Source organism: Devosia sp. XK-2, assembly GCF_037113415.1.
Classification (GTDB): Bacteria; Pseudomonadota; Alphaproteobacteria; order Rhizobiales; family Devosiaceae; genus Devosia.
This window is the reverse complement of the sequence record NZ_CP146608.1, coordinates 1,872,998-1,898,593: the sequence shown is the minus strand read 5'-3', so window position 1 is coordinate 1,898,593 and position 25,596 is coordinate 1,872,998. Positions and strand designations below refer to the sequence as shown.

General features: G+C 61.4%; 25 protein-coding genes and 1 tRNA gene. 14 read left to right on the top strand and 12 right to left on the bottom strand.

Annotation, left to right across the window (positions count from 1 at the left end; genetic code table 11):
- Positions 1 to 131: 131 nt before the first annotated feature.
- Entirely contained in the window at positions 132 to 815 is a 684-nt protein-coding gene (locus V8Z65_RS09145; protein WP_338723926.1) for an aminoglycoside phosphotransferase family protein, read from the bottom strand.
- Between the two features lie 292 nt (positions 816 to 1,107).
- Here V8Z65_RS09145 and V8Z65_RS09140 point away from each other — a divergent pair, with 292 nt between their 5' ends.
- Positions 1,108 to 2,157, top strand: coding sequence for a hypothetical protein (locus V8Z65_RS09140; RefSeq protein WP_338723925.1), 1,050 nt, complete (start codon positions 1,108 to 1,110; stop codon positions 2,155 to 2,157).
- A gap of 179 nt (positions 2,158 to 2,336) precedes the next feature.
- Here V8Z65_RS09140 and V8Z65_RS09135 read toward each other — a convergent pair whose 3' ends face one another.
- On the bottom strand, positions 2,337 to 4,106 hold the full coding sequence (locus tag V8Z65_RS09135; protein ID WP_338723923.1) for an SLC13 family permease: 1,770 nt from the start codon (positions 4,104 to 4,106) through the stop codon (positions 2,337 to 2,339).
- 135 nt (positions 4,107 to 4,241) lie between these two features.
- Between V8Z65_RS09135 and V8Z65_RS09130 the strand changes: the two genes are divergently transcribed.
- Positions 4,242 to 5,153: an esterase gene (locus V8Z65_RS09130; RefSeq protein WP_338723922.1), complete on the top strand. Its 912-nt coding sequence runs from the start codon at positions 4,242 to 4,244 to the stop codon at positions 5,151 to 5,153.
- A 172-nt stretch (positions 5,154 to 5,325) separates the two neighbouring features.
- On the opposite strand, the gene rimO is transcribed toward V8Z65_RS09130, so the two are convergent.
- On the bottom strand, positions 5,326 to 6,657 hold the full coding sequence (gene rimO / locus V8Z65_RS09125; RefSeq protein WP_338723921.1) for a 30S ribosomal protein S12 methylthiotransferase RimO: 1,332 nt from the start codon (positions 6,655 to 6,657) through the stop codon (positions 5,326 to 5,328).
- Between the two features lie 243 nt (positions 6,658 to 6,900).
- Here rimO and V8Z65_RS09120 point away from each other — a divergent pair, with 243 nt between their 5' ends.
- Entirely contained in the window at positions 6,901 to 7,278 is a 378-nt protein-coding gene (locus V8Z65_RS09120) for a DoxX family protein (protein WP_338723920.1), read from the top strand.
- Positions 7,279 to 7,347: 69 nt separating this feature from the next.
- Here V8Z65_RS09120 and V8Z65_RS09115 read toward each other — a convergent pair whose 3' ends face one another.
- Both V8Z65_RS09115 and lipB read right to left on the bottom strand, forming a co-directional pair.
- Entirely contained in the window at positions 7,348 to 7,878 is a 531-nt protein-coding gene (locus V8Z65_RS09115; protein WP_338723919.1) for a DUF4282 domain-containing protein, read from the bottom strand.
- 23 nt (positions 7,879 to 7,901) lie between these two features.
- Positions 7,902 to 8,657, bottom strand: coding sequence for a lipoyl(octanoyl) transferase LipB (gene lipB, locus V8Z65_RS09110; protein WP_338723918.1), 756 nt, complete (start codon positions 8,655 to 8,657; stop codon positions 7,902 to 7,904).
- A gap of 74 nt (positions 8,658 to 8,731) precedes the next feature.
- Here lipB and V8Z65_RS09105 point away from each other — a divergent pair, with 74 nt between their 5' ends.
- The 3 genes from V8Z65_RS09105 to V8Z65_RS09095 all read left to right on the top strand — a co-directional run bounded on the left by V8Z65_RS09105 (position 8,732) and on the right by V8Z65_RS09095 (position 9,618).
- Positions 8,732 to 8,965, top strand: a complete 234-nt coding sequence (locus tag V8Z65_RS09105) for a FliM/FliN family flagellar motor switch protein (RefSeq protein ID WP_338723917.1) — start codon at positions 8,732 to 8,734, stop codon at positions 8,963 to 8,965.
- A 143-nt stretch (positions 8,966 to 9,108) separates the two neighbouring features.
- Positions 9,109 to 9,193, top strand: a tRNA-Leu gene (locus tag V8Z65_RS09100).
- Between the two features lie 119 nt (positions 9,194 to 9,312).
- Positions 9,313 to 9,618, top strand: coding sequence for a hypothetical protein (locus V8Z65_RS09095; protein WP_338723916.1), 306 nt, complete (start codon positions 9,313 to 9,315; stop codon positions 9,616 to 9,618).
- A 54-nt stretch (positions 9,619 to 9,672) separates the two neighbouring features.
- On the opposite strand, the gene V8Z65_RS09090 is transcribed toward V8Z65_RS09095, so the two are convergent.
- The gene (locus V8Z65_RS09090) at positions 9,673 to 9,975 is read right to left on the bottom strand and encodes a hypothetical protein (RefSeq protein ID WP_338723915.1); all 303 of its coding nucleotides are present in this window, start codon (positions 9,973 to 9,975) and stop codon (positions 9,673 to 9,675) included.
- Positions 9,968 to 10,504, bottom strand: coding sequence for a hypothetical protein (locus tag V8Z65_RS09085; RefSeq protein WP_338723914.1), 537 nt, complete (start codon positions 10,502 to 10,504; stop codon positions 9,968 to 9,970). Before V8Z65_RS09085 ends, V8Z65_RS09090 begins: the two co-directional genes overlap by 8 nt.
- A gap of 360 nt (positions 10,505 to 10,864) precedes the next feature.
- Between V8Z65_RS09085 and ugpB the strand changes: the two genes are divergently transcribed.
- The 4 genes from ugpB to V8Z65_RS09065 all read left to right on the top strand — a co-directional run bounded on the left by ugpB (position 10,865) and on the right by V8Z65_RS09065 (position 15,063).
- The gene (ugpB, locus tag V8Z65_RS09080) at positions 10,865 to 12,184 is read left to right on the top strand and encodes a sn-glycerol-3-phosphate ABC transporter substrate-binding protein UgpB (RefSeq protein WP_338723913.1); all 1,320 of its coding nucleotides are present in this window, start codon (positions 10,865 to 10,867) and stop codon (positions 12,182 to 12,184) included.
- A gap of 90 nt (positions 12,185 to 12,274) precedes the next feature.
- Positions 12,275 to 13,159, top strand: coding sequence for a sn-glycerol-3-phosphate ABC transporter permease UgpA (gene ugpA / locus V8Z65_RS09075; protein WP_338723912.1), 885 nt, complete (start codon positions 12,275 to 12,277; stop codon positions 13,157 to 13,159).
- A gap of 12 nt (positions 13,160 to 13,171) precedes the next feature.
- Positions 13,172 to 14,014 (top strand): sn-glycerol-3-phosphate ABC transporter permease UgpE, encoded by an 843-nt coding sequence (gene ugpE, locus V8Z65_RS09070; protein WP_338723910.1) that lies wholly within the window; start codon positions 13,172 to 13,174, stop codon positions 14,012 to 14,014.
- A gap of 5 nt (positions 14,015 to 14,019) precedes the next feature.
- A complete protein-coding gene (locus V8Z65_RS09065; protein WP_338723909.1) occupies positions 14,020 to 15,063 on the top strand; it encodes a sn-glycerol-3-phosphate import ATP-binding protein UgpC in 1,044 nt (347 codons plus the stop codon).
- Positions 15,064 to 15,137: 74 nt separating this feature from the next.
- Here the strand turns inward: V8Z65_RS09065 and V8Z65_RS09060 are convergent, their stop codons facing one another.
- Complete coding sequence (locus tag V8Z65_RS09060) at positions 15,138 to 15,491, bottom strand: hypothetical protein (protein WP_338723908.1); 354 nt, start codon at positions 15,489 to 15,491, stop codon at positions 15,138 to 15,140.
- A gap of 117 nt (positions 15,492 to 15,608) precedes the next feature.
- On the opposite strand from V8Z65_RS09060, the gene mgtE reads away from it, so the two are divergent.
- The 3 genes from mgtE to V8Z65_RS09045 all read left to right on the top strand — a co-directional run bounded on the left by mgtE (position 15,609) and on the right by V8Z65_RS09045 (position 18,476).
- Positions 15,609 to 17,024, top strand: a complete 1,416-nt coding sequence (gene mgtE, locus V8Z65_RS09055; RefSeq protein ID WP_338723906.1) for a magnesium transporter — start codon at positions 15,609 to 15,611, stop codon at positions 17,022 to 17,024.
- A 352-nt stretch (positions 17,025 to 17,376) separates the two neighbouring features.
- Entirely contained in the window at positions 17,377 to 18,054 is a 678-nt protein-coding gene (locus tag V8Z65_RS09050) for a glutathione S-transferase family protein (protein WP_338723904.1), read from the top strand.
- Positions 18,051 to 18,476 carry a DUF1489 domain-containing protein gene (locus tag V8Z65_RS09045; RefSeq protein WP_338723903.1) on the top strand — a complete coding sequence of 142 codons (426 nt, stop codon included), beginning with the start codon at positions 18,051 to 18,053 and terminating at the stop codon, positions 18,474 to 18,476. The genes V8Z65_RS09050 and V8Z65_RS09045 overlap by 4 nt, the downstream gene beginning before the upstream one ends.
- A 445-nt stretch (positions 18,477 to 18,921) precedes the next feature.
- Here the strand turns inward: V8Z65_RS09045 and uvrA are convergent, their stop codons facing one another.
- Positions 18,922 to 21,816: an excinuclease ABC subunit UvrA gene (gene uvrA, locus V8Z65_RS09040; protein WP_338723902.1), complete on the bottom strand. Its 2,895-nt coding sequence runs from the start codon at positions 21,814 to 21,816 to the stop codon at positions 18,922 to 18,924.
- A 192-nt stretch (positions 21,817 to 22,008) separates the two neighbouring features.
- On the bottom strand, positions 22,009 to 22,653 hold the full coding sequence (locus V8Z65_RS09035) for a LysE family translocator (protein ID WP_338723901.1): 645 nt from the start codon (positions 22,651 to 22,653) through the stop codon (positions 22,009 to 22,011).
- Positions 22,654 to 22,932: 279 nt separating this feature from the next.
- Here V8Z65_RS09035 and ssb point away from each other — a divergent pair, with 279 nt between their 5' ends.
- Positions 22,933 to 23,439: a single-stranded DNA-binding protein gene (gene ssb, locus V8Z65_RS09030; RefSeq protein ID WP_338723900.1), complete on the top strand. Its 507-nt coding sequence runs from the start codon at positions 22,933 to 22,935 to the stop codon at positions 23,437 to 23,439.
- A gap of 146 nt (positions 23,440 to 23,585) precedes the next feature.
- Here ssb and V8Z65_RS09025 read toward each other — a convergent pair whose 3' ends face one another.
- A complete protein-coding gene (locus tag V8Z65_RS09025; protein ID WP_338723898.1) occupies positions 23,586 to 24,869 on the bottom strand; it encodes a sensor domain-containing diguanylate cyclase in 1,284 nt (427 codons plus the stop codon).
- A 107-nt stretch (positions 24,870 to 24,976) separates the two neighbouring features.
- Positions 24,977 to 25,504 carry a hypothetical protein gene (locus V8Z65_RS09020; RefSeq protein ID WP_338723896.1) on the bottom strand — a complete coding sequence of 176 codons (528 nt, stop codon included), beginning with the start codon at positions 25,502 to 25,504 and terminating at the stop codon, positions 24,977 to 24,979.
- Between the last annotated feature and the right edge of the window lie 92 nt (positions 25,505 to 25,596).

Genomic DNA, 25,596 nt, shown 5'->3' with positions numbered 1-25,596 from the left:
GAGACATTCACAATGTGGGACATTTGTGAACATAACATGCTGGTGCGCGGTCCGTCCGGAACGCGGCAAGGATTTCAATATCAATCCGTGGGGGAGCGGCAGAAAGCGACCCCGCACCAGACGCCGGACATTCACGCGTGTCCGTTCACGATACGATCCAATGTGTCGTGGTGGCGGACCAACCATCCTGCGCTCCGGCTGCGCCAGATGACGGCTTCCAGAAGCCCGGAGGGGTCCGTGGTTTGGAGGGCGAGGTTGCTTGAGATTTCGTTGGCGGCGTTGAGTACGGCAAAATCCCGGACGATCCCCATAAATCCGATGCGGTCCGCTTTTGGTAATTCGTAGCCGTCGAGCAGCATCCGGACTTGCCGGCCCCGGGCTTCTACGCTGCCCAGCCCCAGTTTTTCGGCCAGATCATCGTCGAATAGCAAAGCGTTGAGCCAACAGGCCTGCGCCAGCTCAATGAGCGGATCAACCGGGCCGGCTTCTTCCCAATCAATCAGGGCAGTGGGCATGCCCCGACGCGCGATGATGTTCCAGGCGCCGGTATCGCAATGGCCGATGGCCGTTGGATTTCCCATTTGCCGCCCGAACCATGGCCGCCATGTCGCGTCCGTGGGCGGGACAAATGTGGCGCTTGCCTGGTGCAACTGCCTGAGGATCGCGCCGATGAGAGGCAGGGCCTCGTCGCGCCAAGGATAGGGATGCGGGCTTTCGCCCTCGACAAAGGTGAGCATTTCCCGGCCGCGATCATCGAAACCATTGCCGATGACGCGTGGCGCATACTCAAAACCCTCGGCTTCAAGATGGCGCAACAGAGCAATGGTCGTTCTCGACCACGGCGCCGATTGCCTGAAGACGACGGAGCCTGACCTGGTCACAGTGGATCGTCCACCAACCAGAGATATTTCGGTATCAGCGTTGTTTAGCTCGGTCATGGGGGCACTATGGGGCAAAAGCAGCGCCACGCAATGGCCATGGTTCACGGCCATTGGGCCTTGCCCGGCCCAGATCGCAGGCATTGGTCCCCGCGGCATGGTCCGCCATTGCGGCGATGCCCATGCTCATGCAGTCTCGCGGCACCTGAATCGTTGGAAGGACGCAAGAGTGTTCCCTTGGCTATCCGATCTTCTGGCGCCGGTTATCGGTGTGATGCGTCTTTTGCGCTCCGACATGCTGTTGATCGCGCTGGGTGCGGGCAGCGCGTTTTTTGCTACGGTTCTGGGTATTCCCCGGATCGTGCGCTATCTGCCACGGGATCGCGGGCGGGCGTTCGCCATCGACGCCGACAAGAGCGTGGGCAAACCCATGGGGGCGGGTATCTTTTTCGCCATGGTTTTTGCGGTGGCGGTGTTTTTGTTCGTTCCCTGGCGCGTGGATATTCTGCTGTTTGTCGGCGTCCTGCTGCTGACCGCCGGTATCGGCCTGCTGGATGACCGGACCGGGGGGCTGTCGCAATATCAATTGGCGCTGTTCGATTTTCTGGCTGCGGGTCTATCGGCATGGCTGCTGGTCGGCGGCGCGGACGCGGTCGATATCTGGCTGCCGCTGGTCCGAGGCTCGTTCAGCCTGCCGTCGCCGCTGGTGGTCATGATTTTTACTGCCACGATCTGGATATCGATCAACGCAACCAATTGCAGCGACGGCGTGGATGGCCTGTCCGGTAGCCTCAGCGTGGTGTCGCTCGTGTTCCTGGGCTTCGTGCTCTATGGCGTGGTGGGGGACCAGGCCACGGCCGATTATCTGCTGATCCCTTATGATCCGGGCACGGGGATATGGGCGAGTATTGCCTTCATCATGGTCGGGTGCCTGGCCGGCTATTTATGGCACAATGCGCCGCCGAGCACGGTGCTGATGGGGGATGCCGGCTCGCGCCCGTTGGGGTTGCTGATCGGCGTGCTGGTTTGCGCCAGCCACAATGTGCTGCTGATCGTGGTGGTGGGCTTCGTCATCCTCGCCAATGGCGGCACGGGCATCATGAAGGTGGCGATGAAGCGCTTTTTCAATGTGCTCGTGTTTGGCCGCGTGCGCTTTCCGCTGCACGATCATTTCCGCAAGGAAATGGGTTGGACAGGCACCCAGGTGCTGATGCGCTTCGTGATTGCCCATCTCATCCTGTCGGCGCTGCTTTATGCCGTGCTGCTCAAGGTGCGATAGGGGCCGGGGACGGGAACGGTCAGAGTGCGCCCTACGAGCATAGCTCTCCGGGCCTTCTGACCTAAAATCGCTCCACCGGAGCGATTTTCACGGTCAGGTTGCGCCACTCGACCATAGGTCTCGTGGCCTTCTTCGCTCAAATCTCTCCACTGGAGAGATTTGTCCGCTTCGCGGAACACTCAGAAGGGCCAGACAATCATCAGGGCGGGGACGCCGACCAGGACGACCAGGATGGAGAGGGGCAGGCCGAGGCGCCAATAGTCGCCGAAGCGGTAGCCGCCGGGGGCCATGACCAGGGTATTGCACTGGTGGCCGATGGGGGTGAGGAAATCGCAGCCGGCGCCGATGGCCACGGCCATGAGGAAGGCTTCGGGCGCATAGCCGAGGCCGGTGGCGAAGGCGGCGGCGATGGGGGCCATGACCAGCACGGTGGCGGCATTGTTAAGGAAAGGCGTGACCGCCATGGCGGCGACCATGATGAGCGCCAGGGCGCCCCAGCCGGGCAGGGTGACGGCGGTGGCCGTGAGCCAGTGGGCGACCAGGTCGGTGCCGCCGGTCAATTGCAGGCTTTCACTGACCGGGATGAGGCAGGCCAGCATGACCAGGATCGGCCCGTCGATCTGAGTGTAGACATCGCGCAGGGGCAGGGCACCGGTGAGGATCATGAGACCGGCCGCGGCGAAAAAGGCCGGCGCCACCGGAACAATGCCCAAGGCTGTGGCCGTCATGGCGATGAGCAGAATGGCCAGGGGTAAGAGGCCATTGCGCACACTGCCCAGGCGCAGGCCGCGCTCCACCAGGGGCAGAATATCCCATTCGCGCAATAGGTCGGGAATCCGCTTCAAATGCCCCTGCAGCAGGATCACGTCGCCATTCTGGAAGCGGATTTCGCCCAGGCGCTTGGTGAAGCGCTGGTCGCGGCGGGAAATGGCGAGCAGATTGAGACCGGTGCGGTCAAACAGGGTCAGTTCCTGAGCGCTGGCGCCAATCAGGCCCGAACTTTCGCCAATGATAGCCTCGATGACGCCGACATTGCCGCTGTCGCGCGAGGCGGCGCCGCGCCGCTCCGCGAAGCTGAGGCCGGTCTGGTTGACCATTTTGTCCAGCGCTTCGGGATCGCCTTCGATAAGCAGGATGTCGCCCGCCCGCAGGGTCGCATCGGGAAGTGGGGTGCGGCGGCGGCCCGAGGCGCTGACAATGCCGGTGACCATGGCGGCGCCATCGGCGGCCGATTGCAGATCGCCCACCGTTTTGCCGATGGCCGAGCTTTCGGGAAGCACATGGGCTTCGGTGGTGTAGTTCTTGATCTCGATGGCCTTGTCCATGCCGCTTTCCTCGCGGCGGCGCTCGGGCAAGAGCCAATAGAACAGGGCGAGAAAGACAATGCCGACCGCAGCCAGGATGGCGCCAACGGGGGTGAAATCGAACATGGTGAAGGCGGTGCCGGTCAATTCCTGACGCACACCGGAGACAATGATATTGGGCGATGTGCCGATCTGGGTCATCAGCCCGCCCAGCAAGGATCCGAAGGCCATGGGCATGAGGAACATGGAGGGCGAGACGCTGGAGCGCCGGGCCATCTGAAAGGCAATCGGCATCATGATGGCCAAGGCGCCGATATTTTTCACGAAGGCGGACAGGATGGTGACGATGGTCACCAATACGATTAGTTGCATGCGCGGACTGGTCATGCGCGGCACATAGCGGCGGATGAGGATTTCCATAATGCCCGAGCGCGCCACCGCGGCGCTGACCACCAAGGCGCTGCCGACAATGATGACGATGTCGTTGGAGAAGCCGACAAAGGCGCGCTCATAGGGGACGACGCCGACCAGCAGGCCGGCCAGCAGGGCGCAAAAGGCGACCAGATCGTAGCGCCAGCGGCCCATAATGAAGGCGACCATCATGCCCGCAATGATCAGAAAAGCGAGCATTTGCGGGAGGGTCATGAGCTGCTCCGGTGTAAGGGTCGGTCATAACGCCCGAGGCGCTATAAAGGTCGCACGCCCGCCCTATATAGACCAAGCGCGGTTGCTGCTGCGAGGGGGGTGTGGGAAAGAATGACCGAAGGGAGGGCCTTGACGATGCAACTTCATACCACTTTGGGGCCGAAAAAACGGAACGAACTGGGCCTGATCCTGCCGCATGAGCATGTGTTCGTGGACCTCAGGACGCCCGACAAACCGGGCTATGCCGAGGCCGATACGGACGATGTGGTGCGGCTGATGGCGCCCGAAATCGAGGCGATCAAGGCACAAGGCGTGACCGCGCTGATCGAATGTTCCACCGGGGGTGTGGGCCTCAGGGTCGATATCGACCTGGCGGTGTCCAAGGCCACCAATTTTCCCATTGTGGTGCCGACGGGCAATTATCGCGAACCCTGGATACCGGACTGGGTGGCGACGGCCAGCGAGGCAGAGCTTGAAAAATGGATGCTCGGCCATCTGACCGAAGGGGTGGACGATACCGGCGTCATTGCGGCCTGGATCAAGGTCAGTGCCGGCGATGACGGGATTACGCCGCTGGAAACGAAAATATTGCGGGCGGCGGCGCGCGCCTCGGCGCAGACCGGCGCGCTGATCGGCTCGCATACGATCAAGGGCCGGGTGGTGCTGGATCAGCTCGACATTATCGAGGCCGAGGGCGGATCTGCTGGACGGTTTTTGTCTATTCACACCCAGGCCGAGCCCGATTTCGGGCTGCATCAGGCGGTGTTCGACCGCGGCGCCTGGCTGGAGATCGACAATATCGGCTGGGTGCCGGATGCTGAGAATGTCGCACTGGTCGTGCAATCGCTGGAGGCGGGGCAGGGCGAGCGGCTGCTGCTGAGCCATGACCGGGGCTGGTACGATCCGGCACAGGCCGGCGGAGGTACACCAAAGCCCTATACGCATCTGGTCGAGAGTTTTCTGCCCGGCCTGCGGCACGCGGGTGTGGACGAAAGCACGATCACGCGCCTGACGCATGACAATCCGTTTGCGGCGTTTGCGCGGTAGAGGGTGTTCCTTCTCCCCTGACGAGAGAAGGTGGCGCGAAGCGCCGGACGAGGGGTTCAACGTTGGGGCTTTGTCAAAAGCCTTCACCCCTCACCCCAGCTTTGCCAACTCGCTGGCGCTCGCGGCGCCGCTACCCTCTCCCCTGAGGGGCGAGGGGGCGCAGGGAGATGGCTTAGGCTTGGGCCTTAGCGGGAACGGCGAAGAGGTCGTATTCGTCGTTGTCGGTGACGGTGACCGAAACGATGTCGCCGATCTTGATGCCATGGGCCTCGTCGACGATGACCTGGCCGTCGATCTCCGGGGCGTCCCATTTGGAGCGGGCAATGACGCGGTTCTGCTCGGGGCGGACGTCGTCGACGATGACGTCGATGGTGCGGCCGACCTTTTTCTGGAGCTGGCCGAAGGAGACGTTCTGCGCCACTTCCATCAATTGGGCGAAGCGCTCTTCCTTGACCTCGTCGGGCACGATGCCATCGAGCTCGTTGGCGGTGGCACCGGTGACGGGTTCATATTTGAAGCAGCCGGCGCGGTCGATTTCGGCCTCCTCGATGAAATCGAGCAGCATTTCGAAATCTTCTTCGGTTTCGCCGGGGAAGCCGACGATGAAATTGGAACGTACAGTCAAATCAGGGACTTGTCGCTTCCAGTCCAGAATTCGATTCAAGGTCTTTTCCTGATGCGCGGGGCGGCGCATGGCCTTCAAGACCTTGGGCGAGGCATGCTGGAAGGGAATGTCGAGATAGGGCAGGACGAGGCCCTCGGCCATCAGTTCCATGACCGGATCGACATGGGGATAGGGGTAGACATAGTGCAGGCGTATCCAGGCGCCCAGTTCACCCAGTTCCTTGGCCAGGTCGTAGAATTTCGCCTTGACCTCGCGGCCGCGATATTTGCTCGTGGCGTATTTTATGTCGAGGCCGTAGGCGCTGGTGTCCTGCGAGATGACCAGCAATTCCTTGACGCCGGAGCGGATGAGGCCTTCGGCTTCGCTCAGGATGCCGGCAGCAGGCCGCGAGGCAAGGTCTCCGCGGATCTGGGGGATGATGCAGAAGGAGCAGCGATTGTTGCAGCCTTCGGAAATCTTCAAATAGGCGTAGTGGCGGGGCGTGAGTTTCAGCCCGCTTTCGGGCACCAGGTCCACGAATTTGTTGGGCACGGGCGGCAGGTGGTCATGCACCGCCGAGACCACGCTTTCATACTGATGCGGGCCAGTGATCGCGAGCACACTCGGATGGGTTTCGCGGATCAGGTCCTCTTCAACGCCCAGGCAGCCAGTGACAATGACCTTGCCGTTTTCATTGAGCGCTTCGCCGATGGCCTCGAGACTTTCCTGCTTGGCGCTGTCGAGAAAGCCGCAGGTATTGACGAGCACCACGTCGGCACCGGCATAGTCGCGCGAGAAGGAATAACCCTGGGCGCGCAGGGTGGTCATGATGCGCTCGCTGTCGACGAGTGCCTTTGGACAGCCGAGGCTGACGAGACCGATTTTGGGCGCCTGAGTCATGCGCGTCACAAGTTCCGATGCTTGATAGGATGGCGCGTCATACAGAACATTGGGCGGTTACGCAATGTGACTGCCCTGCGGCGCAAGCGAATCTGGCTTGAGCAGAACGATGAACACATAGACTTGATTGTTCAGGATGTCGAACAGTGTGTGCGCCATTGGGGCGGTTATCCCAGCGATTTGATTGGGTTAGGCAATTGATCCTTCAACGGCGCCATGAGGCGCAGCACTAAGGATCAATTGATGACCGATCGACTCTCCGCTTACGCGCCGCAGGCCCTCGCTGTGCTGCGCATCGTTGCCGCACTCCTGTTCGTCCTGCACGGAACCCAGAAGCTGCTTGGCTTTCCGGCCGCTGAATTTGCTCCGCCTGTCTTCTCGATCTTCTGGTTCGCCGCAATCATCGAGATTGTGACCGGCGTGCTGATCGGTGTGGGCTTCTTCACCCGCGCCGCCGCATTCATCGCCTCGGGCACCATGGCTGTTGCCTATTGGATGGTGCATGCGCCGGGCAATCTGTTCCCGACCAATAATGGTGGCGATGCGGCTATCCTGTTCTGCTTCCTGTTCCTCTTTCTGGTTTTTGCCGGCCCGGGCCGCTGGGCGGTCAACGAGAAATAACCACTTGTCGCCGGGCTCTGCTCCGGCGCCTAGAAATACAAAGGCCGCTCCAGGGAGCGGCCTTTCGATTCACGTCACCGATTTGGGTGGTGTGCGCTTGGCTGTCCGGCGGGGCTTGTGGGTTTCGCCGGCCTTGGTCGCCGGTTCGCGCGGGGCAGAGGCCGGGTCGGGCGTGGCCTGCGGCACTGGCTCGGTGGCCGGAGTGATATATTCATCGGCTTCTGCGAAATCGCGCTCGTCACCTTCTTCGGCCAGGTCGCGTATCGCGTCGCGCACCTCATCGAGCAGCGAGGCGGAATAGCGCGAGCGCTGCACGCTGTCGCCGGTATTTTCATGGCTCTTGAACCAGACCAACAGAGCCTCGCAGCCGATGCGCAGCCCAACCAGTGCGAGAAGCCCGAAGACGGCGATTTCCAGCAACCCCCAGAGGCCGTCGCCGAAACCGGTGCCGAAGCGGAAGAAGAAATGGCTGATGGCCCAGAGCAGGATGGCCGCCAGGCCCAGCGCATAGAAAATGGGGACGAGCCGGGGGGACAGGATGGAATCCAGCCGGAACAATGTCTGGCGGGTCAGCAGGCGCTTGAGATCGTCCAAAGTCATGGCGGGCTCCTCGAATCCGGTTGCTAGGACGCAAATTGGTCGGCTGATGCCGGGATGGCAAGTCCCGGAACGGTCGTGGTGGGGCCGAAAGTGGCTTCAAAGCGGGCGCGCAGCACCGAATCGACCTCCGCCATGGAGACCAGCAGGCCCAGATCCTCAAAAGAGGTCACCCCCTGATCGGTGATGCCGCAGGGCACAATACCATCATAATGGCTGAGATCGGGTGCGATATTGAGCGAGATGCCGTGGAAGGTGACCCATTTGCGCACGCGCACGCCGATGGCCGCGATCTTGTCTTCGCGGGCAAGACCCTTTTCCGGGCGGGGCACCCAGACGCCGACACGGCCTTCGCGGCGTTCGCCGGTGACATTGTGCGCTGCCAACGTGTCGATGACCCATTGTTCGAGCCCCTGGACGAGACAACGAATATCGCGGCCGCGTTTGGTCAGGTCCAGCATGATATAGGCCACGCGCTGGCCGGGGCCGTGATAGGTGAACTGACCGCCGCGTCCGGCCGGATAGACTGGAAAGCGCGGATTGAGCAAATCTTCAGGCCGGGCCGAGGTGCCAGAGGTGTAAAGCGGGGGATGTTCCAGCAGCCAGACCGCTTCGGGCGCCTGGCCGGCCGCTATGGCGGCGACGCGCTTATCCATCATGGCAAGGGCGGCCTGATAGTCGAGCGGCGCGTCAAACACCTGCCATTCGACGTGCTGCGCATCGTCGCGGTGCAGTTTCGCGCCGATTTGGCACGTTTGGTTTACGTTTGTTAAGACTTCCATAACCAGCTCTGGCCGACCCTGATGCAAACGAATCCGTGGCGCTGAGGCGCCGGACCCGGGACTGCACCTTACATATGAATACCCTGGACAATATTGAAGTCGATATCACGGTCGAGCTGGGCGCAACCACCATGCCGATCCACCATATGCTGCGCATGGGCCGCGGCGCGGTGATCGAGCTGGACGCGACCGAGCATGATCCGCTGCGCATTTATGCCAATAGCACGCTGATCGCCAAGGGCGAGGTCAATGTCGAGGAAGGGCATTTGCGGGTTTTCGTGACCGAGAAGGTGCTGCGCTTCGGCTGAGGCCGGTGCCTTTGGGGCTGGGGCTGGCGCTCTTTACACAGGGACGCGAAAATCTCCGATTATCCGCTTGTGGGAACGCATGAGCTTTGCTACACCCCCACTCGCTTCGGGGCCGCAGGCGCTGAAGCTTCTACCACTACAGTGCGGTCGTGGCGGAATTGGTAGACGCGCAGCGTTGAGGTCGCTGTGCCGCGAGGCGTGGAAGTTCGAGTCTTCTCGACCGCACCAGTCACTTTCGAGGTGACACACAAGAAGCTGCCGCGAGGCGGCTTTTTTGTATTGAAGGCCCGTTTGTCGCTTTCATCGACATGCGTAATTGTGTCCTGACACGAAATCAGGAGACTAATTTGTCAATCTCAGCACACGTGGACGCCGCCAAAGGCGGCGGCTCTTTCAGATTTGATCTTGGCTTCATCTGCTTGTTGCCTTCCATCGCGAGCCAAGTGGGGGCACCCATGCCTGGCGCCGTATTGTTTGCTTCGCTGGTTTTGTCGATGTTCGTAACGGTTCGTCCGAGCTTAGACGTCCTGGTTGCATGGGCGAGTCGCAATGGCGCCGGGCAAACGGCTAGGCTGGTGCTGGTGGGCTATGCCAGCCTGATTGGTACGGCGCTTTTGACTTTGCCCTGGTTGCTTATGGTTGACCTCACCTAAGGCCGGCGCCGGTAGACTGGTTCATCAGGTTTCGGCGGTCCCGGTACCAATTCGTCACTCCACTTTATGCAACCGCACCGGGCTGCCCTTGGCGCGGGCGATGACCTTTTTCGATTCCAGATCGAGATGCACGGCCTTGAGCCACCAGCCGGCCTTGTCGCCGCCGGGAAAGTGGTCCTGAGAGAGGTGGGGCAGGAGCGCTTGCTTGGCCTCGGCCACGGTCAGGCCGGGCGGTTCGCTGGGCAGGATGCTCATCAATGCGTCGTGCATGGCCATGTATTTGGCGCGGTCCACCCGTTCGCTGTGGTCGGGGTGATTGACATTGCCGATGGTGATCTTGGTGTCGGTGTCAGGCATTGATCTTCTCCTCGATTTTGATTTTCGGGGACTTGAACCCCATGGCGATCCACTCTCCGAGCAATCTTGCATAGAAGCCGGCCGTGGGGCCGAAGCCGGCAGGCAGGGTATTGTCGAGGACGGTGCCCTCGGGGACATCGCCGGTCTGGGTGCGAATCTGAAGGGCGGGGCGCTGATCTTCGGGCCACAGGCCGGCAAAGAGGCTGAGCCAGTGGCCGTCTTCGAATTCAAGAAATATGGGCGTGTTGCAGCAGGTGGTGAGAACGCGGCGGGTGGGCGTTTTATCGCGGAGGCGGAATTCGGCCAGGCCGGCGGTGCCATCCGGGAAGCGGACGCGGTCCTTGCGGTAGAGGATGTAGGGGATGCCGCCGCTGGCATTGGCCATGGGATAGGCCGGGGGCAGGGCCGCGAGGCGCTCGGCGGCGTTGCGGCAGGATGAGCAATGACATTCGGTGCTGATGAAAGGCTCGCCAATCAGTTCAACATGAAATTGCCCGCAGGCACAGGCCAGGGTGGTGGTTTTGGACATGGTGGCGGTGTTCCTTTTTTTGCTTTCCTATCCCTCTCACAACGGTGGGGCGCTGTCCGTTTCGACAGGGGGAGGGCAGAAATTTTCTGACGCCGGAGGATGGATAGGCGTTCAAACGAACTTTCTGTCTATCGAAGTGAGCCGTCATCAGCTTGTCATTGAATCTTCAAGTGAACGTCAAGCAAGCTCAATAGAGGGGGCGGGCAGGTCGAGGCCCCTGGGGGCGGGCGAGCTGTGCGCCGGGGCTTTCGGTTTGTTTCGAATGATTTCGAACCCGCCGAGCCGGTGCTCACACACATTACTGGTCTGGCTGGAGCCGGGCGGCATTTGAACGCCGTGCCGGTCCGTTGGGAGACAAGCATGAAATCTCTGAACCGCGTGGGCCTTGCGGCCCTGTCGCTCGCCCTGTCCACTTCGGTGGCCTTTGCTGCCACCGAAGTCACCTGGTGGCACGCCATGGGTGGCGAGCTGGGTGAGAAGCTCGAAGAAATCGTGGCCGGCTACAATGCCAGCCAGTCCGACTATGTCGTGACCCCGGTCTATAAGGGCTCCTATGCCGAGACCATGACCGCTGCCATCGCCGCTTTCCGCGCCGGCGAGCAGCCCGAAATCGTGCAGGTGTTCGAAGTGGGTACCGGCACCATGATGGCTGCCAAGGGCGCCGTCTATCCGGTTTACCAGCTCATGGCCGATATGGGCGCCGATTTCGACCCCAGCGGCTTCCTGCCGACCGTTGTGGGTTATTACACCGATACCGAGGGCAATATGCTCTCGATGCCGTTCAATTCCTCGACGCCGATCATGTATTACAACAAGGACGTGTTCGCCGCTGCCGGCCTCGATCCTGAACAGCCGCCCAAGACCTGGGAAGAGCTGGAAGCCTTCTCGCACAAGATCATGGAATCTGGCGCTGCCGATTGTGGTTTTACCTCGGGCTGGATCTCCTGGGCGCAGCTCGAGAATTTCTCGGCCTGGCACAACCAGCCGATCGGCACGCTCGAGAACGGATTTGGCGGCCTGGACACCGAATTCGTGGTCAATGGCCCGCTGCAGGTCAAGCATTGGGACAATCTCAAGACGTGGCAGGACGAGGGCGTCTTCTCCTATGGCGGCCCGGGTGGCGGTGCGGATGCGCCGGCCAAGTTCTATACCGGCGAATGCGCCATCTATATGAACTCCTCGGCTTCGCGCGCCGGCGTTCTGGCCAATGCCGAGGGCTTTGAAGTCGGCTTCGGCATGCTGCCGCATTATGAAGAGGTCGAGCCGCAGAACTCGATCATTGGTGGCGCGACCCTGTGGGTCCTGCAGGGCGCCGATGAAGCCCAGTATAAGGGCGTGGCGGACTTCTTCTCCTACCTCTCCTCGCCGGAAGTTCAGGCCGACTGGCACCAGTTCTCGGGCTATCTGCCGATCACCCAGGCCGCTTACGAGCTCGGCCAGAGCCGGGGCTATTATGAGGCCAATCCGGGTTCGGACGTGGCCATCAAGCAGATGACGCTCAATGCTCCGACCGAAAACTCCAAGGGTCTGCGTTTCGGCAATTACGTCCAGGTTCGCGACGTGATCGACCAGGAATTCCAGGCTCTTCTTACTGGCGACAAGACCGCCCAGCAGGCGCTGGACGATCTGGTTACACGCGGCAATCAGATGCTGCGCGATTTCCAGGCCGCCAATCAGTAAGGCGCGCTGACACTGCCGGGCGGGGCCAGATGATGCGCCCCGCCCATTCGTCTTTTCGGAGCGGCTGCACCGCTTCCGCGGATCGGGTCGATGGATACCAAACGCACTGTTTTCCCCTCTCAGGGGCTGCCCTACCTGCTGGTGGCGCCGCAATTGATCATCACGATCATCTTTTTTATCTGGCCCGCCGGCCAGGCCGTCAAATCCTCGTTCGAACGTGAAGATCCATTCGGGCTTTCGACCAGCTTTGTGGGCCTGTTGCACTATCTGCGCCTGTTCCAGGAGCCGGACTATCTTGCTTCGGTGGGGCGCACAGCGCTGTTCGCGCTGGCGGTAACGGTCATCTCGATGGGCCTGGCCCTGGTGCTGGCAGTGGCCGTGAACCGGCTGATCCGCGCGGGAACGGCCTATTCGACCATGCTCTTATGGCCATATGCGGTCTCGCCTGTCGTGGCGGGCATTTTGTGGTGGTTCATCTTCAACTCATCCACCGGCATCCTGCCCTATATGCTGGGCTATTTCGGGGTGGACTGGGACCATCAGCTCAACGGCGCGCATGCGATGATCCTGATCGTCATTGCCGCAAGCTGGAAGCAGATTTCCTATAATTTCCTGTTTTTTCTCGCAGGATTGCAGTCAGTTCCTCAATCGTTGAATGAAGCGGCCGCCATTGATGGGGCCGGGCCGTTCAAGCGGTTCTGGACTATCGTGTTTCCGCTTCTGTCGCCGACCACATTCTTCCTGATGATCGTCAATCTCAACTACACCATGTTCGACACGTTCGGGGTGATCGACGCCACCACGGCAGGCGGGCCGAACCAGGCCACCAATACCCTGGTCTACAAGGTCTATACCGACGGCTATCTGGGGCTCAATCTGGGCTCGAGCTCGGCCCAGTCCGTGATCCTCATGCTCTTCGTCATCGTGCTCACCGTGATCCAGTTCCGCTATGTGGAACGCCGGGTCCAATATTAGGAGGGCGGGTCAATGGTCGAAAATCGCCCCTGGCTGACCTTCCTGACGCATTTCGTTCTGATCTGCGGCGTCGTGATCGTGGTGTTCCCGGTTTATATCGCCCTTATCGCCTCGACCCACGGGCCGACCGCGCTTTCATCGGGCATGATGCCGCTGCTACCCGGCGCAGAATTGTGGAACAATGTGGTGCAGGTGCTGACCGAAGAGCGGCGTGGCGTCGCCCCGTTCTGGCTGATGGCCTGGAATTCGCTCTGGATGGCGATCATCATCACAGTGGGCAAGATCGCCATCTCGATCATCTCGGCCTATGCGATCGTCTATTTCCGGTTTCCCGGGCGGGTGCTGGCCTTCTGGCTGATCTTCATCACGTTGATGCTGCCGGTCGAGGTGCGCATTATTCCAACCTTTGCCGTGGTGGCCAATCTGGGGATGCTCAATTCCTATCTGGGCCTGACCATTCCATTGATTGCGTCGGCGACGGCGACATTCCTGTTCCGCCAGTTTTTCATGACTGTTCCCGATGAGCTGATGGAGGCGGCCCGGGTGGATGGGGCCGGGCCGGTGAAGTTCTTCCGCGACATTCTTTTGCCGCTCAGCCGCACTAATATCGCGGCGCTCTGCGTGATCCTCTTCATCTATGGCTGGATGCAATATCTGTGGCCGCTGCTGGTGACCACGGACCCGAAATATTACACATTGATGATGGGCGTGAAGCGCATGGCGGCGGTCGCCGACGCCGATCCGCAATGGAATACCATCATGGCGGCCGTTGTCATGGCCATGCTGCCGCCGGTGCTTATCGTGATTTTCATGCAGCGCCTGTTCGTCAAGGGCCTGGTCGAAACGGAGAAATAGAACAAATGGCTAGCATCGATCTCAAGGGCGTTCGCAAGGTCTATCAGGGCAATGTCACGGCGATCCACGGGCTGGACCTGAGCATTGAGGATGGCGAACTGGTGGTGCTGGTGGGGCCCTCAGGCTGCGGTAAATCCACCTTGCTGCGCATGATTGCCGGGCTCGAAACCATTACCGATGGCACCATCGCCATTGGCGAGGATGTGGTGAACAGCAAGGAGCCGGCCGAGCGCGACATCGCCATGGTGTTCCAGAATTATGCGCTCTACCCACATATGAGCGTGCGGCAGAACCTGGAATATGGCCTCAAGAACCGCGGTACGCCGCGAGCGGAAATCGATCGCCGCGTCAACGAGGCCGCCAAGATACTGGAGATAGAGCCGTTCCTGGAGCGCAAGCCGCGCCAGCTTTCGGGCGGCCAGCGCCAGCGCGTGGCCATGGGCCGGGCCATTGTGCGCCAGCCCAAGGCCTTCCTGTTCGACGAACCGCTCTCCAATCTCGATGCCAAGCTGCGTGGGCAGATGCGGATCGAAATCCGCCGGCTGCAGCGCTCGCTCAAGACCACCAGCGTTTATGTGACCCATGACCAGCTCGAGGCCATGACCCTGGCGGACCGGCTGGTGGTGATGAATGGCGGGCGGATTGAGCAGGTGGGCAAGCCAATCGAGCTCTACGATAAGCCTGCCTCGCTGTTCGTGGCCGGCTTTATCGGCTCGCCGCCGATGAACCTATTGCCGGTCGAGGCGATCAGGGCGGTTGCGGGACAGACCATGCCACACCTGCCCGAAGGCACCGACATTGTGGGCATTCGGCCTGACCAGGTGGTGGTTGGCGCCGGTGAGGGCATCGCCTTGAGTGGCACGGTGGAGCTGATCGAGCCGGTGGGCGGCGAAAGCCATCTCTATGTGCGGGTCGAAGGGATTGAGCAGGCACTGATCCTGGTGCAGCAGGGCCGTGCCAGCCTGGGCGAGTCCGACCGCATCGACTTCGTCCTGCCGTTGGCCGCCTTGCATGGCTTCAACAAGCAGAGCGGGTTGCGCGTGGAATAGGCCTGCCGGCGCCAAGAGTTGCCAGAAAAAGCGCCTTCGGTTCAGGACCGGAGGCGCTTTGCCATCTGCTGGTGCTAGTCCACGTATTTGCGCAGATTGTCCGGCGCGGCATATTCCCAGGCATCGTGCAGTCGCAGGGACAGCTCCTCGTCGTCAATCGCCGCCAGATTCACCAGAACGAGGTTCTGGCCGATCTGCTGATCGGTCTCGAAATAGACATTGGGCGAGATATCCATCAGCAGAACCTTTTGATGCTTGGGGCAGCAGAGCGCCAGCGTGGCACTGTCATGCAGCGTGGCAAAGGCGATATCGGCGACCATAAGCGCGTGGGGTGGCCCTTTCGCCCGAGACACGCCGGGCAGACCGCGGCTTTTGACCAGGCGTAGCAGCCTGGAGAATCCGGCTTCGACGTCCTTGGCATTGGTCATTGGTTTGCGACCTCCGCAATTGATGAAAAAGCGTCCTGGCACTCTGGCGCAGGACTGGGGGATTGGCTACATGCTTGTATTGCCCCTGAAACCCGCCAGAGACGCAAAGGGCTCCCGATGAGCGACGATTTTGATAAGGCGCCCGGCCTCGAGACCGGGGATGACACCAATGTGTTCCGCGACGCGGAAGGCCGGATCAGTCCGCTCTGGCTGGAGCGTCTGCGCGCCTTTCTCGCGGCGCAGCGGGTGGACGATGTCGCCCTGGCCATGGCGCCACTGCACAATTCGGATGTCGGTGACGTGCTCGAACAGCTCGACGCCGATGAGCGCCTGGCGCTGGTGCAGGCGCTGGGCGAGAAGTTCGACTTTTCGGCGCTGACGGAAGTCGACGAGAGCATCCGCATCGAAATCATGGAAGCCCTGCCCAATGCCGAGATTGCGCGCGGCGTGGCAGAGCTGGACAATGACGATGCCGTCTATCTGCTTGAAGACCTGGAAGAAGAAGACCGGGACGAGATTCTTCAGGCGCTTCCGACCTTTGAACGCCTGGCGCTCAAGCGCAGTCTCGATTTTCCCGAGGATTCGGCCGGGCGCCGGATGCAGACCGATTTTATCGCCATTCCGCCTTTCTGGACGGTGGGACAGGTGATCGACTATCTGCGGACCGAAAAGGATCTGCCGGACGAGTTCTATCAGCTTTACGTGGTCGATGCGTCCTACAAGGTGCTCGGCACCCTGCCGCTCGACAAGTTCCTGCGCACCCCACGCGCCACTAAAATCGACAGCATCATGAACACCAATCTGGTGCTGGTGAATGCCGAAGAGGATCAGGAAGAGGCCGCGCGCAGCTTCGAGCGCTATGACCTGGTGGAAGTGGGCGTGGTGGACGAAAGCGAGCGGCTGGTTGGCGTGCTGACCATCGACGATATCGTGGACGTGATTCAGGAAGAGGCGGAAGAGGATATCCGCCTGATGGCCGGTGTGGGTGACGAGGACGTCTCCGATACCACGTTGGACACCGTGCGCAGCCGCGTGCCCTGGCTGGTGGTCAACCTGTTCACCGCGGTGATGGTCAGCTTCGTCATCGGCCTGTTCAATGCCACGATCGAGCAGATGGTGGCGCTGGCGGTGCTAATGCCCATTGTGGCCTCCATGGGCGGCAATGCCGGCGCGCAGACCATGACGGTGACCGTGCGCGCCCTGGCCATGCGCGAGCTCGATGGCGGCCGCTTGCGGCGCCTCATCCGCCGCGAAATGGTGGTGGGCGTCGTCAATGGCGTCATTTTCGCTGTACTCATCGGCATCGTTACGGCGCTGCGTTACGGCAATGTGCAGCTCGGGATCGTCATTGGCCTGGCCATGGTCATCAACATGATTGTCGCCGGAACGTTCGGAATTCTCATCCCGCTGACCCTGGACAAGCTCAAGGCCGACCCGGCCATTGCCTCTGCGGTCTTTGTCACGACGGTCACCGATATCATTGGTTTCTTTGCGTTTTTGGGAATTGCGGGGCTTTGGTTCGGCTTGTTCTGACGCAGAAACGCCATTTTCCACAGGGCCGGAGTGTTGCACTTTGGTCGCTTGCTTCCCACCTGCTGGACGGCTAACGATTCATTACCGGCCGATTTGGCGTCCTGTCTGGCAGCGACGCGGAACTTGAAGAGCCGGTGTGGACGACTGACAAGGAGCGATCTATGCGCAGTCAAACCAAACCGAATGTCTGGCAGACAATGAGCTGGGCTCTGGTATGCCTCCTCTCTGTGGGGCTGGTTTTCTCCGTGGTTGCTAACGTCTAGAAAGACGTTGGAGTTATTCACTGCAGAAGAGTTTAAGGGGAGGGCGCCCGGCCACTGGGCGCCCTTCTTCTTGAAAGCGAGGATGTTGGATGAAGCTCCTGATCGGGAATCGCAATTATTCCACCTGGTCGCTGCGGCCCTGGCTGGTGCTGCGCCATTTCGACATCGCGTTCGAGGACGAGGTTCTGCAGCTTTCCGGGGCCGGCTGGCGCGAGACCCTAGCAGCCCGGTCCCCGACCGGGAAAGTGCCGGTGCTGGTCGACGGCGCGCTGGTTGTGCCCGAGACAATCGCCATTATCGAATATCTGGCGGACAGCTTTCCGGACAAGGCAATCTGGCCGCAGGATCGGGCCGACCGGGCGCTGGCGCGTGCAGCCGCGGCCGAAATGCATGCCGGGTTCAACGCCTTGCGCAATCATGCGCCGATGAACTTGCGTGGTTCCTATCCGGGGCGGGTCGATCTGGATGCCATTCGCCGCGATCTACACCGGATAGAGGTGCTATGGGGCGATTTGCTGGCGCGGTCTGGCGGTCCCTATCTTTTCGGCACATTTTCGGCTGCCGACGCCATGTATGCGCCGCTGGCAACGCGGCTCAGGACCTATGACTTGCCGGTCTCGGATGTCGCCGGCCGCTATGTGGAGGCCATCTACGCCTTGCCGGCTTTCCAGGAATGGCGCGGCCTGGCTCTGCAGGAACCGTGGATTGTCGATGACGACGAGATCGACGTGATCCAGGGGCGTGTCGCGCCGGGGACGCTGGCATGATCCATATGGTCAAGCTCTGCGTTGGCGTTTCCAGCGTGGAGGAGCTGGAAAGCTATCGCGACGAGCGCGCCCACTGGTGGGGCGCCGATTATGGCGAGGACGTGCATGTGCATCGCACCCGCATGATGCCCAAGCGCGGCGCAGAGATGGAAGGGCAGGCCTCGATCTATTGGGTCATGTCGGGCACGATCTGTTGCCGGCAGCCTATCCTGCGGCTGGCGCCCTATACCGACGCCGAGGGCAAGGATTATTGCGATATCATCATGTCGCCCGATATCATCCGCACGGTGCCCTATCCCAAGCGGCCCTTCCAGGGCTGGCGCTATCTGCGGGTTGAGGATGCACCGCCAGATCTCGAGGCCGGGGCGAATGAGAATTCGGCCGAGATTGCGGCGGAGCTGGCACGGATGGGGTTGATTTAGTCAAGCTACGCTCGAAGAATTGTCCGACGCTGGCCAAATCGTTATATTTGGCGTGCAAACACATGGGGACAAAATGCGCAGAATTCTAGCAATTTTCGCGGGGCTCATTGCCAGCTATGTCGTAACGTTCTTTGCAGCATTTGCGGTTTCGTTCTTGGTCACTGCAGCGGGTGGTGAGTATCAAGCCACGGCGGCTATCAGAACAATCTACGAGATTGTGGCCGTTGTCGGCGCGATCTTGGTGGCCCTCTGGGTGGATGGTCGTGGCAAGATCAGGGAGACTGAGCGAGCGCCAGTTGTGAATACGCAACCTCCGGCTGTGGAGAGTACCCGCCCCTCCCCGAGGGGCGTTACTTGAAGATTGGCCTCTTGCCGAACAGGTGAGGTCCCGCGAAGAGCCTTCAGGTTAGTCGAGGGTGACAGTTGCCTTTGTGATGGGCCCTGGCTACTCCGCCGCTTTGGTCACATAATGCGGGCGGCGTTCCATGACTTCCTTCAAATAAACCCCGGTATGCGAGCGTGGATTCTCCGCGACCGTTTCAGGCGTGCCCACGGCTACGATTTCGCCGCCGCCATCGCCGCCTTCGGGGCCGAGATCAATGATCCAGTCGGCGGTCTTGATGACTTCGAGATTGTGCTCGATGACCACGACCGTATTGCCGCCCTCGACCAGTTCGTGCAGCACTTCCAATAGCTTGGCCACGTCATGGAAGTGCAGGCCTGTTGTCGGCTCGTCGAGCATATAGAGGGTGCGGCCGGTGGCGCGCTTGGAAAGCTCCTTGCTGAGCTTTACGCGCTGGGCTTCGCCGCCCGACAGGGTGGTGGCGGGCTGGCCGATCTTGACATAGCCCAGGCCAACACGCTGGAGCGTGGCGAACTTATCGCGGATGGTCGGGACGGCCGAGAAGAACTCGACACCCTCATCGATGGTCATATCGAGAATGTCGGAAATCGACTTGTCCTTGAACTGGACTTCCAGCGTCTCGCGATTATAGCGCTTGCCCTTGCAGACGTCGCAAGTGACGTAGACATCGGGCAGGAAGTGCATCTCGATCTTGAGCACGCCATCGCCCTGGCACTTTTCGCACCGGCCGCCCTTGACGTTGAAGCTGAAGCGACCCGGGCCATAACCGCGGGCCTTGGCCTCCGGCAGGCCGGCAAACCATTCGCGCAGGGGCGTGAAGGCGCCGGTATAGGTGGCCGGATTGGAGCGCGGGGTGCGGCCAATGGGCGACTGGTCGATATCGATGACCTTGTCGAGGAATTCGAGACCGGTCAGGCTCTCATGCGGGGCCGGAACCACGCGCGCGCCATTGAGGCGCCGGGCAATGGCCTGATACATGGTGTCGATCATCAGCGTCGACTTGCCGCCGCCCGAGACGCCGGTGATAGCAACGAACATGCCCAGAGGCACGTCGACCGAGACATTTTTCAGATTGTTGCCAGTGGCGCCCTTGATGGAAAGCGCCTTGCCCTTGCGGCCCTCGCGGCGTTCGGCGGGCAGGGGGATGCCCATACGGCCGGAGAGATATTTGCCGGTCAGGGAGTCCGGGTGATTGAGAATGTCCTGCGGCGTGCCTTCGGCCACGATGCTGCCGCCATGGACGCCGGCGCCAGGGCCGATATCGAGCACATAATCGGCGGTGAGGATGGCGTCCTCGTCATGCTCGACGACGATAACGGTATTGCCCAGATCGCGCAGGCGCCGCAGGGTTTCGAGCAGGCGGGAATTGTCGCGCTGATGCAGGCCGATGGAGGGCTCGTCGAGCACGTAGAGCACGCCGGTCAGGCCCGAACCAATCTGGCTGGCGAGGCGAATACGCTGGCTCTCGCCGCCCGACAATGTGCCCGAATTGCGCGAGAGCGAGAGATATTCGAGGCCCACATCGTTGAGGAATTTCAGGCGTTCGCGGATTTCCTTGAGGATGCGTTCGCCGATCTGGCTCTGGGTCGGGGTCAGCTTGTCCGAGAGGTCAATGAACCATTGCGATGCATTGCGGATCGACATATCGGTGACCTGCCCGACATGCAGGCTGTCGATCTTGACCGCCAAGGCCTCGGGCTTGAGACGATAGCCGCCACAGGCCACGCAGGGCTTGGCGGACATGTATTTCTCGATCTCTTCGCGCATGCCGGCGCTTTCGGTTTCCTTGTAGCGACGCTCAAGGTTGCCGATGACGCCTTCGAATGGCTTGGTGGTCTTGTATTGGCGCAGGCCATCGTCATAGACGAAATTGATCGGGGTCTTGTCGGTGCCATAGAGCACGGCGTGCTGCACGTCGAAGGGCAGTTCGTTCCAAGCGGTGCCGGTGGAGGCGCCATAGTGCTTCACCACGGCCGACAGCGTTTGCTGATAGTAGGGCGCGCTGGTCTTGCTCCAGGGCAGGATGGCGCCGTCGCGCAGGGAGAGCGTGGGATCGGGGACGATCTGATCGGGATCGATCTTTTGTTCGGTGCCCAGGCCATCGCAGACCGGGCAGGCGCCGAAGGGATTGTTGAACGAGAACAGGCGCGGCTCGATCTCGGCAATGGTGAAGCCAGAGACGGGGCAGGCGAATTTTTCCGAGAAGGTGATGCGGCGCGGCTCGCCGCTTTCTTCCCTCTCGTCGGCAAATTCGACCAGGGCAATGCCATCGGCCAGCTTGAGCGCGGTTTCAAAGCTTTCGGCCAAGCGGCCGGAGATTTCCTTCGACACAACAAGGCGATCCACGACGACTTCAATGTCGTGCTTGAACTTCTTATCGAGCGCTGGGGCGTCCTCGATCTCGTGATATTCGCCGTTGATCTTGACGCGCTGGAAGCCCTTGCGCATCAGGTCAGCCAGTTCCTTCTTGAACTCTCCCTTGCGGCCACGGGCGATGGGCGCGAGGAGATAGAGGCGCGTGCCTTCGGGCAGGTCGAGTGTACGGTCGACCATCTGGGAGACGGTCTGGCTCTCGATGGGCAGGCCCGTGGCGGGGGAATAAGGCACGCCGACGCGCGCATAGAGCAGGCGCAGATAGTCGTAAATCTCGGTGACGGTGCCGACCGTGGAGCGCGGATTGCGGCTGGTGGTCTTCTGCTCGATGGAGATGGCGGGTGAAAGGCCCTCGATGTGCTCGACATCGGGCTTCTGCATCATTTCCAGGAACTGGCGCGCATAGGCGGAAAGGCTTTCCACATAGCGGCGCTGACCCTCGGCATAGATGGTGTCGAAGGCCAGGGAGGACTTACCGGAACCACTCAGGCCCGTCATCACGATCAGGCTGTCACGCGGGAGCTTGACATCGATGCCCTTCAAATTGTGCTCGCGAGCGCCGCGCACAATGATTTCACGGTTGAGGCTGGGCTTGTCAGTCATGTTCAATCCAATTGCGTGTCGCGCCGTGGGGGAGGACCGGCGGGCGAAGGCCAGGAGATAGGCAGCACGGCGCGAACAGGCAAGCGATCCGCTCACCAGTCACGCGCTTTTGCGTCAGTTTAGCGTCTTCCGCCAAGCTTGCCAAAGCACCATTGCAGTTTGTGAACATAGATAGAACATTCATGGATTCGGTCAAGCGTTTGCCGTCATGGTCAGGCCATGCCAGGCGGTGAGGGCTGCAACGAGAATGAAAAGGGCACCGGCGCTGCGGCCAATCCAGATCGTGGCGGCGGGATTACCGACCAGGGTGTCGCGGGCGCGGCCGGCGCCGAGGGCGAGCGCGCCATAGATGCCGCCCTGCATCAGGACGGTGATGACACCCAGGGCCAGGGCCTGCGACCAGATCGGGCCATATTCGGGCCGCATGAACTGGGGGAAGACCGCCAGCACGAAGAGATAGGCCTTGGGATTGAGCAGGCAGGTGATGGTGCCCTGACGAAAGGCGACCCAGCCGGAGCGGATGCGGGATTTGGCGACGCCGTCCACGGTGATGGCGCTTTGCACCAGCGTATAGCCGATCCAGGCCATGTAGAGCGCGCCAGCCAGGATCATGACCTGGAAGAGCAGGGTGGGCAATTGCGTCAGGATACCAACGGCCAGGGCGCCGAACAGGGTGTGGACCGCACCGCCCAGCATGATGCCGCTCAAGGCGGACATGGCCAGCCCCTGGCCGCCTGTCAGCGCGTTGGCGAGCACATAGAACATGTCCATGCCGGGCACGACGATGATGCCGAAGACCAGGATGGTATAGAGCCAGAGCGCCTGTGTGTAATCCATGGTTCGGGTCCCTCACTGTGCCAGTGGAATGGAGCAGGACTGCTGACAATGGCTGTCAGCATGCGGAGCGGCTTGACAGGTGCGGTGAAAAATAGAACATAAAGGGAACGAAAACATGGCCGGCCTGTGAAGAACCGTAATTGTCGCGTGTGTGCGGCAAGGAAAGGTCTATGGTGCGGCGACCGGGTTGAGGACTGCGCACCGGGCAGCAGCGGCAACCCATGAGAGAAAGCGTCCCGCGACCGGGCAGACCGGGACTGAATTGGAAGGATAAGCGCCATGGCTGGCAGCGTGAACAAGGTTATTCTGGTGGGCAATCTGGGCAATGATCCGGAAGTGCGGAGCCTGCCGAACGGTGGCAAGGTGGTGAATTTGTCGGTGGCCACCTCCGAGCGCTGGCGCGACCGCAATAGCGGTGAGCAGCGCGAAAAGACCGAATGGCACCGTGTGGTGATCTTCTCGGAAGGTCTGGCCCGGGTGGCCGAGCAATATCTGCGCAAGGGCAGCAAGGTCTATCTTGAGGGCCAGTTGCAGACCCGCAAGTGGCAGGACCAGTCGGGCCAGGACAAGTATTCCACTGAGGTGGTGCTGCAGAACTTTAATTCGTCCATGGTGCTGCTGGATGGTCGAGGCGAGGGCGCCGGGGACAGTGGCGGCTATGGCGGTGACAATGGCGGCTTCCGCGGGGTGCGCGACAATTCGGGCGGCGGCGGTGGTGGCCGTCGGCCCTCGGCCAATGCGCCGGCCTTTGAGCCGGGCGGCATGGATGACGATATTCCGTTCTGATACGGGATCTGTCTTGGGGCGGCCGGGTGCCGCCCCTTTCATTTGGTGCCGGGCGCGGGCCCGGAAGAGCCGCGTACGATCAGCCGGGGATGCAGTTTCACCGTAGCGACTTGAGCCGGCCCGTGAGCGCGATACTGCTCTTCCACTCAGGCCGCGTCGTGCTGGCGCCAGGTGCCACGGCCGGCGGATTTGGCCCGGTAAAGCGCGGCATCCGCATCGCGATAGAGTGCGTCCGCGTCTTGTCCGGTTCGACGGGCCATGCCGACGGAAGCCCCAACCCTCCTGTGCTGTCCGCCAAGACCGACCGGCGTTTCGAACGCCTGGACAATGCCTGCGCAGATCGCTTCTGGATCCTGGCCTGATTGGCGTTCGAGGATGATTGCGAACTCATCCCCGCCAATCCGGGCCACAAGCGCGGCCCGGGGGGCGCAGGCCTGCAGCCGCTGGCCGGCCTCGAGCAGGCAGAGATCGCCCTGGGCATGACCAAGTTCGTCATTGATCGCCTTGAACCGGTCGAGGTCCACCAGGATGAGGGCGTCCGCTCTGTCTGAGCATTGCACTGCGCAGAGCGTAGTAAGCCGGGTCTGAAACAGGGCACGATTGGCGAGGCCGGTGAGCGCGTCGGTCTCGGCCATTCGCCTCGTGTTTTCCGCCAGGAGCTTTTCCTCGGTGATGTCCTGCTTCATGCCGAAGATGCGGGTGGCGCGCCCATTGGCGCCATCCACGGTTGCCGTGATCCGCATCCAGCGCCGCTTGCCGGTGGTGGTGACAATCTCGGCGTCAAAATTGAAATCGCCCAGGGTTTCAATGGCGTGCTTGCGCAGGGCCTGCATGCGGCGGCGTGTTTCAGGGGTATACATCTTGAGGGCCTGGGCCCGGCTGACAACGGAGCCCCGCGGAAGCTCGAAGAGATCGTAGACGCCATCGGACCAGGACAATTGTTCATCGGGCAGGGTGCAACTCCAGATGCCGATGCGGGCGGTGGCGGAGGCGCGTTCGACCAGATAACGCCGGTGCATCTCGGCAGCCCGGCGCCTGTCCATGGCGGCATGGCCGACAAGTTCGGTGAGCTTGGCCAGCAGCAGGTTGGCATGTTCCTGACGTTTGGGCGCGCTGTCCCAAAGGAGCAGCCAGTACCTTTGCGCCGGGTCGATGGACGGTACCGGTACGGCCACAATGAATGGCCCCATGGAATCGCCGGGCAGGGCAATACATCCGCTCGGTCCCAGCAGGTCGGGCGAAAAGGCGGGTGAAGGCCGGGCACCATCCACCTCGAGCCAGTGCATGCCGCTGGTGACGAGGCCGGCGCCGGCCATGCCGGTCAGGGTACGGAGTTGTGCCAGGAACCCCCGCTGCGACGGTGTTGGGTCGGCCGACATTGCCGACCGGGCGTCACTGGGCCAGTTCTCGCTGAGGGGCTGCACGAACATGGGCGAACCCTAGCAGCGCCTCCTTAAAACATTGTTCCGTGGCAGTGGTGTGGGGCGACCGAGCGGCCCGGTTCGCCAGGCGCTCCGGCCGCTCAAAACCAATAGTGTCAGCGCGAGAAGGGGACCTCGGCGCGCAGGCTGTCGCCAGATTCCACATAGACGACTTCGAAGACCACATCGATGCCATTGCCATTGAGATGGATCTGGGCGGAGATGTTGAGATCCTTGCCTTCCTCATCCTGGTCGCGTTCGCGCAGGTTGAAAACGAGGCCGGACCCGCGCTTCTGCCCCACGGCAATGCCGGTAAAGGTGGCGTTGGAGGTCATGGCGGCTTCAAAGCGGCGGCTGGAATCGACATAGGCCATGGTGCCGGCGACGGAGAGATTGGTCCCGGCCAGGGCGCAACGGCCACTATAATTGACCTTGTCCTGATTGCCTTCGCTCAGCGAGAGGCGGCAAACCACGGATTCTTCGCTCGCGCCATAAAGTGTGCCGCGACCACGCCACTCGCCAATATAGGATTTGAGCAAAGCGATATCTGCCGGCGCGGCCTGGGCCGGAACGATCGCGATAGCCGAGGAAAAGAGGAGTCCTGCCAGTGCGGCCGCACGTGTCAGGGTTCCGTAGATGGTCATGGCGCTATGCCTCCAACAGCAAACAAGCCCCCCGGCATGTCCTTGCCGGCCAAGATTACCGATTGTCGGCCGATGGTGAGGCCGGTTCTCGC